Origin of the sequence: Pseudarthrobacter sp. SSS035 (genome assembly GCF_023273875.1) — a bacterium.
Lineage (GTDB): Bacteria > Actinomycetota > Actinomycetes > Actinomycetales > Micrococcaceae > Arthrobacter.
Map to the genome: position 1 here is coordinate 3125499 of NZ_CP096882.1, position 12827 is coordinate 3138325.

General features: G+C 67.0%; 11 protein-coding genes. 6 read left to right on the forward strand and 5 right to left on the reverse strand.

The annotated features are described in order from the left end of the window. Positions 1–50: 50 nt before the first annotated feature. Positions 51–1745 carry a 2-succinyl-5-enolpyruvyl-6-hydroxy-3-cyclohexene-1-carboxylic-acid synthase gene (gene menD, locus MUN23_RS14465; protein WP_248759274.1) on the forward strand — a complete coding sequence of 565 codons (1695 nt, stop codon included), beginning with the start codon at positions 51–53 and terminating at the stop codon, positions 1743–1745. Between the two features lie 126 nt (positions 1746–1871). Here the strand turns inward: menD and MUN23_RS14470 are convergent, their stop codons facing one another. The 5 genes from MUN23_RS14470 to MUN23_RS14490 form a co-directional block, all read right to left on the reverse strand. Further along, complete coding sequence (locus MUN23_RS14470) at positions 1872–2675, reverse strand: amino acid ABC transporter ATP-binding protein (protein WP_058931574.1); 804 nt, start codon at positions 2673–2675, stop codon at positions 1872–1874. An 11-nt stretch (positions 2676–2686) separates the two neighbouring features. Next, a complete protein-coding gene (locus MUN23_RS14475) occupies positions 2687–3478 on the reverse strand; it encodes an amino acid ABC transporter permease (RefSeq protein WP_248759276.1) in 792 nt (263 codons plus the stop codon). Between the two features lie 113 nt (positions 3479–3591). Further along, a complete protein-coding gene (locus MUN23_RS14480; RefSeq protein ID WP_248759278.1) occupies positions 3592–4392 on the reverse strand; it encodes an ABC transporter substrate-binding protein in 801 nt (266 codons plus the stop codon). A gap of 260 nt (positions 4393–4652) precedes the next feature. After that, the gene (locus tag MUN23_RS14485) at positions 4653–5996 is read right to left on the reverse strand and encodes an isochorismate synthase MenF (RefSeq protein ID WP_248759286.1); all 1344 of its coding nucleotides are present in this window, start codon (positions 5994–5996) and stop codon (positions 4653–4655) included. A gap of 27 nt (positions 5997–6023) precedes the next feature. Then, the gene (locus MUN23_RS14490) at positions 6024–6737 is read right to left on the reverse strand and encodes a GntR family transcriptional regulator (protein WP_248759287.1); all 714 of its coding nucleotides are present in this window, start codon (positions 6735–6737) and stop codon (positions 6024–6026) included. Positions 6738–6934: 197 nt separating this feature from the next. On the opposite strand from MUN23_RS14490, the gene MUN23_RS14495 reads away from it, so the two are divergent. The 5 genes from MUN23_RS14495 to MUN23_RS14515 are packed head-to-tail and all read left to right on the forward strand — an operon-like array spanning position 6935 to position 12542. Beyond that, positions 6935–8308: an MFS transporter gene (locus MUN23_RS14495; RefSeq protein ID WP_248759288.1), complete on the forward strand. Its 1374-nt coding sequence runs from the start codon at positions 6935–6937 to the stop codon at positions 8306–8308. Then, positions 8305–9321 carry an L-idonate 5-dehydrogenase gene (locus MUN23_RS14500; protein WP_248759289.1) on the forward strand — a complete coding sequence of 339 codons (1017 nt, stop codon included), beginning with the start codon at positions 8305–8307 and terminating at the stop codon, positions 9319–9321. Before MUN23_RS14495 ends, MUN23_RS14500 begins: the two co-directional genes overlap by 4 nt. A 12-nt stretch (positions 9322–9333) precedes the next feature. Next, positions 9334–10110, forward strand: coding sequence for a demethylmenaquinone methyltransferase (locus MUN23_RS14505; protein ID WP_246848588.1), 777 nt, complete (start codon positions 9334–9336; stop codon positions 10108–10110). Between the two features lie 3 nt (positions 10111–10113). After that, the gene (locus MUN23_RS14510) at positions 10114–11445 is read left to right on the forward strand and encodes a geranylgeranyl reductase family protein (protein WP_248759290.1); all 1332 of its coding nucleotides are present in this window, start codon (positions 10114–10116) and stop codon (positions 11443–11445) included. Further along, positions 11442–12542 carry a polyprenyl synthetase family protein gene (locus MUN23_RS14515; RefSeq protein WP_058931582.1) on the forward strand — a complete coding sequence of 367 codons (1101 nt, stop codon included), beginning with the start codon at positions 11442–11444 and terminating at the stop codon, positions 12540–12542. The genes MUN23_RS14510 and MUN23_RS14515 overlap by 4 nt, the downstream gene beginning before the upstream one ends. Positions 12543–12827: the final 285 nt, after the last annotated feature.

Below are 12827 nucleotides of genomic sequence, written 5' to 3' on the forward strand. Positions count from 1 at the left end.
CACGGGAGTCCCGGGACAGGCGGGCGTCCGCAGGATGGCAAACTGGTTCGGTGACTTCCCTGAACTCCCTCGCCGCCGCGCGGATCGCCGTCGACGCCCTGATCGACGGCGGCGTCCAGTACGTGGTGGTCTCGCCCGGATCGCGTTCCGCCCCCATGGCCTACGCCCTGGCCGAGGCCGAAGCGGCCGGCCGCGTGGACCTCCTGGTCCGCATCGACGAACGCTCCGCCGGCTTCACCGCCCTGGGCCTGGCCTTGTCCACCGGCTCTCCGGCGGCCGTCCTCACCACCTCAGGCACCGCCGTCGGGAATCTTATGCCCGCCGTGATGGAGGCCAACCACGCCGCCGTTCCGCTGGTGGTGGTGTCAGCCGACCGGCCCGAAGAGCTGCAAGGGACCGGCGCCAACCAGACCACCATCCAGCTGGACCTGTTCGGCGAGCACGTGCGCTTCGCCGCCGACGTCCCGGCCGGCAGCAACCCGCTGCGCGCGGTGGAAACGGCGCTGGCCGCGGCCACCGGAGCGTTTTCCGACCTCGCACCCGGGCCCGTCCAGCTGAACCTGGCGTTCCGCGACCCGCTGTTTCCCGCGCCGGGGGAGGGGCTTCCGACGGCGGCCGGGCATCCCAGGTTCCGGATCGGCACCGACCCGCTCACCATGAACCTGCCGCCCGCCCCTGCCTCGCTGGAGGAAAGGCGCACCGTGGTGCTGGCAGGGCACGACGCCGGGCCGGTCGCCGAGGCGTTTGCCCGCGCTCACGGCCTGCCGCTGCTCGCGGAGCCATCCTCAAACGCCCGCTTCGGCCCCAACGCCGTGGGCCCGTACCGGCTGTTGCTGGAACACTTCGGAACGTCGTCCGCGCTGCCTATCGAACGGGTGGTGATGTTCGGCCGGCCCACGCTGTCCCGTCCGGTTGCCGCGCTTTTGGAGCGTGCCGACGTGCCGTCCGCGCTGTACCAGCCGGTTCCCGTGGCCTGGTACCAGCCCGGCCGGCGCACTGAACTTCCGCTGGAGAACCTGGCCGATCTCGCCGATTTCGCCGGCCGCGGCCCGTCCGACTGGCTGGATACCTGGCTGCTGGCCGGGGCCGCCGCACAGCACGCCCTCGACGGCGTCCTGGCCGCCGAGCCCGCCGCTTCCGGACCCTCCGTGGGCGCCCAGGTCTGGCAGCACGCCCGAGGCCAGTTGATGCTGGGATCCTCCAACGGCATCCGCGATGTTGACCTGGCTGGCCTGCCCGCCGCCGAGCCAGCCGCCACTGTCTACGCCAACCGCGGCCTCGCCGGGATCGACGGCACCATCTCCACTGCCACCGGGATTGCCATCGGCGGCCGCCAGTACACCACGCTGCTGCTGGGCGACGTCACCTTCCTGCATGACGCCGGCGGCCTGCTCCTGGGGTCCGGCGAACCTTCGCCGGACCTGCGGATCGTGGTGCTGAACGACGCCGGCGGGGCCATCTTTGATCTGCTGGAGCACGGGGCTGTGCGTGAATCCGGACGCTACACGGACGCCGTCGAGCGGCTCTTCGGCACCCCCCACAGCGTGGACATCGCGGCACTCGCCGCAGCGTACGGCGTCGGGCATTGCTCGGTAGGTACGACGGCGGGACTGGCCGAGGCGCTCGCCGCACCGTTGACGGGGCGCAGCATCATCGAAGTCCGCACCGACCGTGTTGGCCTCCGCGCCCTCCACACGCGCATCAAGGCCGCCGTGGCCGCCGCAGTGTCCGCAGTCGGAGCGTAGGGTCCGGGCTATCGGCTAGCTGACGCGCGGAAGACCCTATGACGCGCATATGCCCTGTCGCTACCGGAATTTCCGATAGCGACAGGGCATATGCGCGTCGACAGGCAGGCGCCGCGTCGAAAGCGGCTACTCCTCGATCTCGATGTGCGTCGGGTCCAGGACCCGGCGCAGGAACTCCTTGGTGCGGGCTTGGGTGGGTGCGGAAATGACCTGCTCGGCCACACCTTCCTCCACCACCACGCCGCCGTCCATGAACACCACGCGGTCGGCTACCTCGCGGGCGAAGCCCATCTCGTGGGTCACCACCAGCATGGTCATGCCCTCCTTGGCCAGGTTCCGCATGACCGAGAGGACATCGCCCACGGTCTCGGGGTCCAGCGCGGAGGTGGGCTCGTCAAAGAGCATCAGTTCGGGGTTCATGCTCAGCGCCCGGGCGATCGCAACACGCTGCTGCTGGCCGCCCGAAAGCTGGTCCGGGAAACGGTCGGACAGGTGCCCCAAGCCCACGCGGTCCAGGTTGTGCTGGGCCACCTTGTCGGCCTCTTCCTGGGACCGCTTCAGGACCTTCGTCTGCGCGATGGTGCAGTTCCGCTTGGCATCCAGGTGCGGGAACAGGTTGAACTGCTGGAAAACCATGCCCACCTTGCGGCGCATTTTGTCGATGTCCACGTCGGGGTCTGTAGCTTCGAAGCCGCCCACGTGGATGGCGCCCTTGTTGGGCTGCTCGAGGAGGTTGACGCAGCGCAGGAGGGTGGATTTGCCGGAGCCGGACGGGCCGATCAGGCACACCACTTCGCCGGGGGCAACGTCCAGGCTGATGCCCTTGAGGACCTCGTTGCTGCCGTAGGACTTGCGGAGGTCCTTGATGGACACTCCGGCCGCGTTGATGGTGCCGGTGTTGCCGGCGGAGGAATTTACGACGTCGTTCATGGCTTCCCTGCCTATCGCTTGGTCCGCGCGGAGCGGCTTTCGAACTTCCGGGCCAGGAGGCTCAGCGGGATGGTGATGACCAGGTAGAAGGCGCCGGCTACGAGGAGCGGCGTCAGGCCGGCACCCAGGCTGGAGATGCCGTCGCGGCCGAACTTGGTGAGCTCATACTGCGAGGCGGTCAGGCCCAGGACGTAGATCAGCGAGGAGTCCTTGGTCAGCAGGATGACCTCGTTGGTCAGGGGCGGGAGCACAATCTTGAACGCCTGCGGAATCACGATGGACACCATGGCCCGCCACTGCGGCATGCCCAGCGAACGTGCGGCTTCGAGCTGTCCCTTGGGCACAGCCTGCAGTCCGGCGCGGAGGGTTTCGGCGATATATGCCGAGGCCACCATACCCAGCGAAATCATGACGATAAGGGTAACGTTCCACTGAACTCCAAACGCGAGCGGGACACCGTAGCCGAACGCGATGAACACCAGCAGCGCCGGAACTCCGCGGAAGAATTCGATGTAGCCGGTGGCGATCCAGCGGTAAAGCGGGAATGTGGAGAGCTTCATCAGGGCCAGCAGGAGGCCGCCGGAAAGGCCCACCACGAAGCCGAGGAACGTATAAACCAGGGTGTTTTTGAGGCCAATAAGGAAGATGTCCGGGAACATCGGGCCGATCTTGGCGAAGTTGAAGACGCTGTTGCCGATTGTCTTCCAGTCGGTGGCCAGGACCAGCGCGGCCACTGCCACGACGAAGATGCCGATCTGGACATACAGGCTCACTTTGGCCCGTTGACGTGCGGTCATTGCCATGGGGTGCTCACATTCATTTGCGTGGCTGAGGCCCCGGACGGGCTGCAGCGCAGTCCGTGCGGGGCCCCAGCGGCGTGGTTCTCAGGGCTGTGAAGGTCAGTCCGGGGTGCCGGCTACTTGGCGGTCTCGCCGAACCAGGTGGTTTCGAACTTCGTCAGGCTGCCGTCGTCGGTCAGGCGCTTCAGGGTTCCGTTGACCTTCTCGGCCATGGCGGTGTTGCCCTTCTTGATGGAGATGCCCAGCTTCTCGCCCGTGGCGTAGTCATCTACACGCTCGAACTTGGCGTCATCCTTGATGGCGTAGGCCAGGATCGACTGGTTGCCCAGGGCAGCGTCGATGGTGCCGGCCTGGAGAGCCTGGACCAGGAGGCCGCTGTCCTCGAACTGCTGGGCGTCGATGCCGTTCTCCGCCGCGTACTTTGCGCCGGTGGTGGCCTGCTGGACACCCACCTTCTTGCCCTTGGCGCTGTTGATGTCCGTGATCCCGGACGCCGTGGTGGCCACGAGGGTGAGGTCATCGTCCATGTACGGGTCGGAGAAGTCCATGACCGACTTGCGGACATCCGTGATGGAAATCGAGGAGATGGAGACGTCGCAGCCGGTGAGGGCGGTTCCGGTCTCGATGGCCTCGAAGGAGCTATCCACGATGCTCAGTTCGGCGCCGAGGTCCTTGGCTACTTCATTGGCGATGTCGATGTCGAAGCCAACGATCTGGCCGTCCTTCTGGAATTCGAAGGGTTCGTAGGGGACGTCGGAGCAGACAGTGAGCTTGCCGGCGTTGATGAGCTGGATGCCGCCCTCGGTCGCAGCCGGGGTGGTGCTGCCGCCGCAGGCAGTGAGGGTGAGCGCGCCGGCGGCCAGGATTGCGGCTGCCTTGGCGGCGATCTTGGCCTGGGCCAGGGACTTGAGCTGCATGTTCTTTACCTTTTGTTGCAGGGGTGTGCGGTACTAAATCGGTTCATAGTGTATCGCCGAACGAGAGATGTGCATCACATGAAACTTAGTTTCACTATTGGATAACTAAATCACAGGCTAAATCAAGACCCGGGAGGCGGCCTGTGTCTGGAATTCCGGACACACTACCAATCTAGCTCGCAGACAGCGTCGTGAAAACGCGGTTTCACGACACGGTTCCATGACGTTTAAGTGCCAGTCAGGTGGATGGGATGGTGACCCTAGTTGGAAATCCCCAGCGACTCCAGCATCGGCCGGAACTTCGCCCACGTCTCCGCCAGCTCGGCCTCCGGTTGGGAGCCATCCACTATGCCGCAACCGGCATATAACCGCACGGTATGCGGATCCTCAATCACTGCGCCACGCAGGGCGATGCCCCATTCGCCATTTCCGGCAGCGTCGAGCCAGCCCACCGGCCCCGCGTACGGGCCGCGGTCCAAGTGTTCAAGCTTGCGGATCAGGGCGCCCGCCACCAGCGTGGGCGTACCGCAGACCGCGGCCGTGGGATGCAGTGCGTTGATCAGCGCGAGGCACGTGGGCACATGGCCCTCCACCTCGGCGAGCTCCGCCTTGACGTCCGACGCCAGGTGCCACACGTTGGGCAGCTCCAGGATGAACGGCTCGTCGTGCGCGTTCATGGCCTCGGAAAACGGTGCCAGCTGCGACGTCAGCGACTGGATCGCGATCTCGTGCTCGTGCCGCTGCTTCTCGGATCCGGCCAGCACCCGCTCGGCGTAATCCATGGGAATCCCGGACTCGCCGTGCGCGTCGCGGCGGTCCAGCGTCCCGGCCAGCACGCGCGCCTGGGCGGTGCGGCCTTCCACCTGGATGAGCATCTCCGGGGTGGCGCCCACGAGCCCGTCCACGCCATACGTCCAGCATTCGCGGTACCGCACGGCGAGCTCGCGCAGCACCTGCGCGGCGTTCACGCCCGACGGCACCGTGGCCACAATGTCCCGCGCCAGCACCAGTTTCTCCAGCGCACCGGTCCGGATCTCCGCCACGCCGGCGGCGACGGCGGCCATCCAGTCCTCCTCGCTGAGCGAGCCGGTGTGCAGGGTGGCCCCGTCGGCGGAAGGCAAAGGACGCATGACGGCGCCGGCCGGTTCGGCGGGGACGTCATCGGAGGTGCTGCCACCGCTCAGCCAGCCGGCCAGGGCGGCGAGGGCGCCCACTTCGGTGAGTTCGCCGTCGTCGACCGTCAACTGGGTGAGCCAGTACCGGCCGTCGCGGACACCCACCACGATCTCCGGCACTATCAGCCGCGATACGTGGGCGGACTTCTTGGAAAACGCGAAGGAGCCGAAAGCCACCGGGCCGGTGCCGGGCAGCTCCACGGAGTCGGTGATGTCCGCTTCGAGTACCAGGTGGCGCCACCAGATGTCCGCTTCGAGGAAGCGCTCGGGGCCGGTGGCCGTGAAGCGGGCGATCTCGCCGAACCCCACCAGGCCGGCTTCGCGGCGGGTCCAGCAGAGGACGTCGTCCCGGACCAGGAACTGCGGCAGTCCGCCGGCAGTTGCGTTGCCATCCAGGGGGACTGTGAGGGTGCGGAACGTGCTCGTCATGATGAGACAACACTACTCCCGCGTGTGTCAGACCCGGGCCGGACGCCCCGTGCGCCGCTCGGGCACGGCAGGGGCGGAGAACAGGTCCGGCCGTGCGGCGCGCATGCTCGCGACGTCGTCCAGGATGAAGCGCAGGTGGCTGCGCAGCCCGTCTTCCGCAGCCGACAGGTCACCGGCGAGGATCGCGTCCAGCACGTGGCGGTGGTCGGCGGCGTACTCCGTGATGCCGCGGTAGCCGCTGAGCCCCAGATAACGGGCGCGGTCCAGGTGGCCTTTGGCGTTGGAAACTGTGGCCCAGGCTGTTTCGTGGCCGGCGATGGCCAGCAGGGTCCGGTGGAAGTCCTCGTCCAGCGGGTAGAACTCCTCGCGGGTGGTGCAGGCGTCCTGCCGGTCCAGGAGTTCGTAGAGCGCGGCTGCGTTTTCAGGGGTGATGTTGCGGGCGCAGTCAGCCAGCGACGCCACCTCGATGGCCTCGCGGATGAACTGTGCCTGCGCCACGATATCCGGGTCGAGGTAGGTCACGTAGGTGCCGCTCTGCGGGCGGATCTCCACGAGCCCTTCCTGCGCGATGAGCATCAGTGCCTCGCGGATGGGCTGGCGGCTGGTGCCCAGGTGGTGCGCGAGCTCGTTCTCGGAGAGGAGGGTCCCGGGCGCGTCCTCGCCGGAGATGATGCGCTCGCGGATCTGCGCATACGCCATCATCCGGGCGGAGATGCGCGGGGTGGTGTCGGGGGCGGCCATGCTTCCACAGTAGCCGCGCCGCCTGGCCTCGGGCACAGTCCACAAGGGTCCAGGAATGAAGCCGTCATCTGTTGACACTCTGGTATGGCAGTGCTTGAATGGCAGTCGTTGTCCCGATGAAGGGACAAGAAAAGACGTCTGGCCATGCCGCATCATTGAAGCTGTGCATCCGCCAGACCCGTAGAACAGAGGGGTTCATGACGGCAACAATCCAGGTAGGCGCCACCCAGCGCTCATCCAAGGACCTGATCAGGACTGCAGTATCCGGCTGGCTCGGAACTGCCATGGAATACATGGACTTCCAGCTCTATTCGCTGGCAGCCGCCATCATCTTCCCCAAAATCTTCTTCCCCAACTTCGACCCTGTAGTGGGCCTGCTGATCGCCTTCATGACCTACGGCGTGGGCTTCCTGGCCCGCCCGGTGGGCGCCTGGTTCTTCGGCCGCATGGGTGACCGCGTGGGCCGCAAGAAGGTCCTGGTCATCACCATCATGATGATGGGCGTGTCCACGATGCTCATCGGGTTCCTGCCCGGCTACGCCCAGATCGGCCTCGCCGCGCCGATCATCCTCGTGTTCCTCCGCCTCGCCCAGGGCTTCGGCGCCGGCGCTGAGCTCTCCGGCGCATCGGTCATGCTGGCCGAATATGCGCCGCCGAAGAAACGCGGCCTGATCGCCTCCTTCGTCTGCCTCGGCACCAACTCCGGCACCCTTCTGGCCTCCGGCCTGTGGGTCCTGCTGACGCTCCTGCCCGAGGAAGCACTCGTGAGCTGGGGCTGGCGCCTGCCGTTCATCGCCAGCATTGGCATCACGCTTTACGCCCTCTGGATGCGCCGCAACCTGAAAGAAAGCCCCGTTTTCGAGGCCGCCCGTGCGCAGGAAATCGCCGACGCCGCTGCTGCCGCCGCCTTCGCCGCTGAGTCCGGCACCGCCGTCGGGCAGTCCGTCCCGGCCGCCAAAACCAAGCGCAAGGGCAAGGCCTTCTTCCTGGCGATGGCCCTGCGGATCGGCGAATCCGGCAACTCGGCCATGATCCAGACCTTCCTCATCGGCTACATCGTCACCGGCCTGAGCATGGACAAGAGCGTGGGCACCTTCGCGCTGCTGATCGGCTCGTTCCTCGGCTTTGCCACGGTTCCGCTGGCCGGCTGGCTCTCCGACAAGTTCGGTCGCCGCAGCATGTACCGCGCCCTGTCCGGCTTCCAGATGTGCTTCGCCATCCCGGCCCTGCTGATGATGCAGTCCCGCGACCCGTTCCTCGTCTCGCTGGCCCTGATCATCGGCCTGTCCGTCTCCGTGCTGGGCATGTTCTCGGTCCAGTCCGCCTACGTGAACGAACTCTTCGGCTCCCGCAACCGCTACACCCAGCTGGCTATGGCCAAGGAAATCGGCGGTGTGCTATCCGGCGGCCTGGCTCCTATCATCGCCGCCGGCCTGCTGGCCCTGTTCACCAATTCCTGGTGGCCGGTGGCCGGAATGATGGTCCTTTACTCCGCCATCGCTTTTGTGGCCACGTTCTTCGCCCCTGAAACCAAGGGACGCGACCTGACCCTCGTGGAGGACGCCGTATGAAAGCCGTAGTTGTCCATTCCGCCGGAGACCTGCGCCTCGAGGACCGCACTGACCCGTCCTGCCCGGCGGGCTCGGTGATCGTCGACGTCGAATACGGCGGGATATGCGGCTCGGACCTGCACTACGTCGCCCACGGCGCCTCCGGGCTGAGCCTCCTGGCCGACCCCATGGTGCTGGGCCATGAGGTGGCCGGCCGGATTTCCCTTCTGGGTGACGGCGTCATTGGCTTCGCAGTGGGCGAAGCCGTGACCGTCCACCCGGCCGTGTACTGCGGCGACTGCACCGACTGTCTCGCCGGACGCACCAACCTCTGCCCGCAGGTTACGTACTACGGCAGCGCCGCGCACCGGCCGCACACGGACGGCGCCTTCGCCTCCCGCAAGGCCGTCCCGGCGGGCCAGCTCCGGCGCCTGCCCGACGGCGTCACCACCCGGCAGGCCGCCGTCGCCGAGCCGCTCGCTGTGGCGATCCACGCCGTCGGCCGGGCCGGCAGCCTCGCCGGCAAGGACGTTCTGGTCAACGGCGCCGGGCCCATCGGCGCGCTGCTGGTGGCCGCCGCCCGGCGCGCCGGCGCGGCCAGCGTCGTCGCCAGTGACCTCTCGGAGACTTCGCTGGCGATCGCCAAGCGGATGGGAGCCGACGGCGTTGTGCTGGTGGGTTCCGGCGCGCAGCTTCCCGAGGTGGATGTTGCGTTCGAGGCCTCCGGCGCTGCCCGTGCCCTGGGCGGTGTCCTCGCGGCCGTGCGCCGCGGCGGCGTCGTGGTCCAGGTGGGCAACCTGCCAGCCGGTCCCGTGACGGCCGAGCTCGCCGCACTCGTTTTCCGGGAGATTGATTACCGCGGGACCTTCCGTTTCGCGGACGAACTGGATGACGCCCTCGCGTACCTGGCGGACGGGCTGGACGTTGAGCCGCTGCTGACGCACACGTTCGACGCCGGTGACGTGGCCGAGGCGTTTGCCGTGGCTTCGGACCGCCGGACGGGCTCGTCGAAAGTCCTTCTCAAGTTTGTCTGAGACAATTGCATGGTGAACCGAGCATCCTTGGAAAAGCGTCCGGACGAAGTAGCCACGATGTTTGACGACGTCGCACCTAAGTACGACGTCGTCAACGATGTCCTCTCCATGGGGCAAACCCGCCGTTGGCGCAGGATCGTGGTGGACGCCATGGACATGAAGCGGGGCCAGCGGGTGCTGGACCTGGCCGCGGGAACCGGCACCTCCAGCGAGCCATATGCCGATGCAGGCATAGATGTCATCGCCTGCGATTTCTCCCTCGGCATGCTCAAGGTGGGCAAGCGCCGCCGCCCGGACATCAACTTCGTTGCCGGCGACGCCACCAACCTGCCGTTCGCGGACAACAGCTTCGACGCCAGCACCATTTCGTTCGGCCTCCGAAATGTCAATGAGCCCAAGAAGGCGCTGGCCGAGATGCTCCGCGTCACCAAGCCCGGCGGCAAGCTGGTCATCGCCGAGTTTTCCCAGCCCGTGGTGCCGCTGTGGCGCACCATGTATACGGAATACCTCATGCGGGCCTTGCCGGCCATCGCTGTCAAGGTGGCCTCCAACCCGGACGCCTACGTCTACCTCGCCGAATCCATCCGCGCCTGGCCGGACCAGGACCACCTGGCCGCCTGGCTGCAGGAATCCGGCTGGGAAAAGGTCACGTACCGCAACCTGACCGGCGGGATCGTGGCCGTGCACCGTGCCACGAAGCCGCTGGAATCCACGCCGGAGGGCGCAGCGGAGGCCATCGCCGCGCACAAGGGCCCCGTGGCCAAACTCCGACGAAACATCCAGCGCTGACCTGTGAATGTTCTGATTGTCGGCGCGGGGCCAGCCGGTTCCACCGCCGCGTATTACCTTGCCAAGGCCGGCATCAGCGTGACCGTCCTGGAGAAAACCAGCTTCCCGCGCGAGAAGGTCTGTGGTGACGGCCTCACTCCGCGGGCGGTCCGCGAAATCCAGAAGCTCGGCCTGCCGCACCCTGAAGCCGACGGCTGGCGCCGGAACAAGGGCCTCCGCCTCATTGCCGGCGGCCGCACCATCGAACTGCCTTGGCCCGAGGTCTCCGACTTCCCGCAGTACGGCCTGATCCGCACCCGCCTGGGCTTCGACGAGGAACTGGCCCGCCACGCCCAGGCCGCCGGCGCCGAAATCCTCGAGCGGCACAGCGTCACCGAAGCCCTGCGGTCTGAAGACGGCCGCGTGACCGGTGTCCGCGCAGCGCTCCTGGACGAGTCCGGACGCAAGACGGGGGAGTCACGCGACTTCAGCGCCGACGTCGTACTCGCCGCAGACGGCAACTCCACGCGAACCGCCGTGTCGCTGGGCATCCACAAGCGCGACGACCGCCCCCTCGGCGTCGCCGTCCGCACCTACTTCACGTCCCCCCGGCACGATGACGACTGGATGGAAGGCTGGCTGGAGCTCCCCGGCCGCGACGGAAAACTGCTCCCCGGCTACGGCTGGGTGTTCGGCGTCGGCGACGGCACGTCCAACGTGGGCCTCGGCATCCTGAACTCATCCAAGGAATTCGGCAAGCTCGACTACAAGCAGGTCCTGCGCGAATGGACCGCCGCCATGCCCGTCGAATGGGGCTTCACCCCGGAGAACCAGGTGGGCGAAATCCGCGGCGCCGCGTTGCCCATGGGCTTCAACCGCACCCCGCACTACTCGCCCGGCCTCCTGCTCCTGGGCGACGCCGGCGGCATGGTCTCCCCGTTCAACGGCGAGGGCATCTCCTACGCGATGGAATCGGCACGGTTCGCGGCGGAGTTCATCATTGACGCGTCCGCCCGTTCCTCTGCTGCGGGGGCAATGTACGACGCCGACGCGCACCTCGCGGGGTACGCGGACTATGTGCGGGGCCAATGGGGATCGCACTTCACGCTGGGACGGGCATTTGCCGCGCTGATCGGAAAACCCGCCGTCATGAAGCTCGCGCTGCGGACCGGGATGCCCATTCCCGTGCTCATGCGCTTTGTGGTGCGGCTGCTCGCAAACCTGACCGACCCGGCCGCGAAAGGCTTCGAGGACCGGGTTATCCGCGTCCTGGAATCGCTGGTTCCCGCCACCTCCAACACCCCACCGGCAACGAACCAGCGGTATCCGCAACAAAAAGTTAGGGTTAACCAGTGACTAACTCCGCAGACCACAGCTGGACGCACGCCGGGCACGGCCTGCCGGACTCCGAACCCAGCCTCAATACCACTGCCATTGCCACGGGACTGCAGCTGCCCGCAGGCTTTGCGGCCATCGCGGAGGACGCCGAGCTGGGCCCCGCCATCACCAACAACCTGGCGCGGGTGGAAAAGAAGCTGCGCGAAGCCATTGCCAACTCGGACCCCCTGGCTGACGCAACGTCGCGTCACCTCGTGGAAGCCGGCGGCAAGCGCATCCGGCCGCTGCTGACGCTGCTGTGCGCCCACCTTGGCGACGCCTCGCTTCCCGCCGTGGTGCAGGCGGCCGTGGTGGTGGAACTGACCCACCTGGCAACTCTGTACCACGACGACGTCATGGACTCGGCCCCGTTCCGCCGCGGCGCCCCCACGGCCCACGAGGTCTGGGGAAACTCCGTGGCTGTCCTCACCGGCGACCTCATCTTTGCCCGCGCGTCCATCCTGGTGTCCGAGCTTGGTTCCCGGGCGCTGGGCATCCAGGCCCGGACGTTCGAGCGGCTGTGCCTGGGCCAACTGCACGAGACTGTAGGCCCGCGTCCGGACGAGGATCCGGTGGAGCACTACCTGTCCGTCATCGCGGACAAGACCGGTTCCCTGGTGGCCGCCTCCGGCCAGCTCGGTGCCATCTTCGCCGGTGCCGACGAGGCTTACGAGGACCTCCTGGTGGAGTACGGCGAGAAGGTGGGCGTGGCCTTCCAGCTCGCCGACGACGTCATTGATGTCACCGGCGTCAAGGTGAAGTCCGGCAAGTCCCCAGGCACGGATCTCCGCGAGGGTGTGCCCACGCTGCCCGTTCTGTTCCTGCGGCGCGATGCTGCGGCCGGTGACCAGTCCGCCGTCGAACTCTTGAAGCTCATTGATGGGGACCTGACCTCCGACGCTGCCTTGGCTGCCGCCGTGGCCGGGCTCCGCGAGCACCCCGTCACCGCTGAGTCCTGGGTGGTTGCCCGCCGCTGGGCCGACGAAGCCATTGCCGCACTGGCGCCGCTTCCTGAGGGTGTTGTGAAGTCCTCGCTGTCCAACTTCGCCCTGGCTGTGGTGGACCGCGCCAGCTGATTCTCTTCTTTGGGAGCGGGGCCTCGGCGGGGTGAACCTGGCCGGGGCCCTCGCTCGTTAAATGCAATAGCCCCGGTTCTCAGCAACGTTACGAGTCACACGTTGCGTCGAACCGGGGCTATATCTCCGTTCGCATCAGACCCGCCGGAGGCGTTTAGCGGATCCGTGAACAGTCTATGACAGGTTTGTCACAGGATGCAAACCTGCTGTTACTGCGCGTGTCACATCCCTCCCGTCCTGCTCCATCTCCTTCGTGGGGCACATTGAGGCATCCGAGGGCCCTTC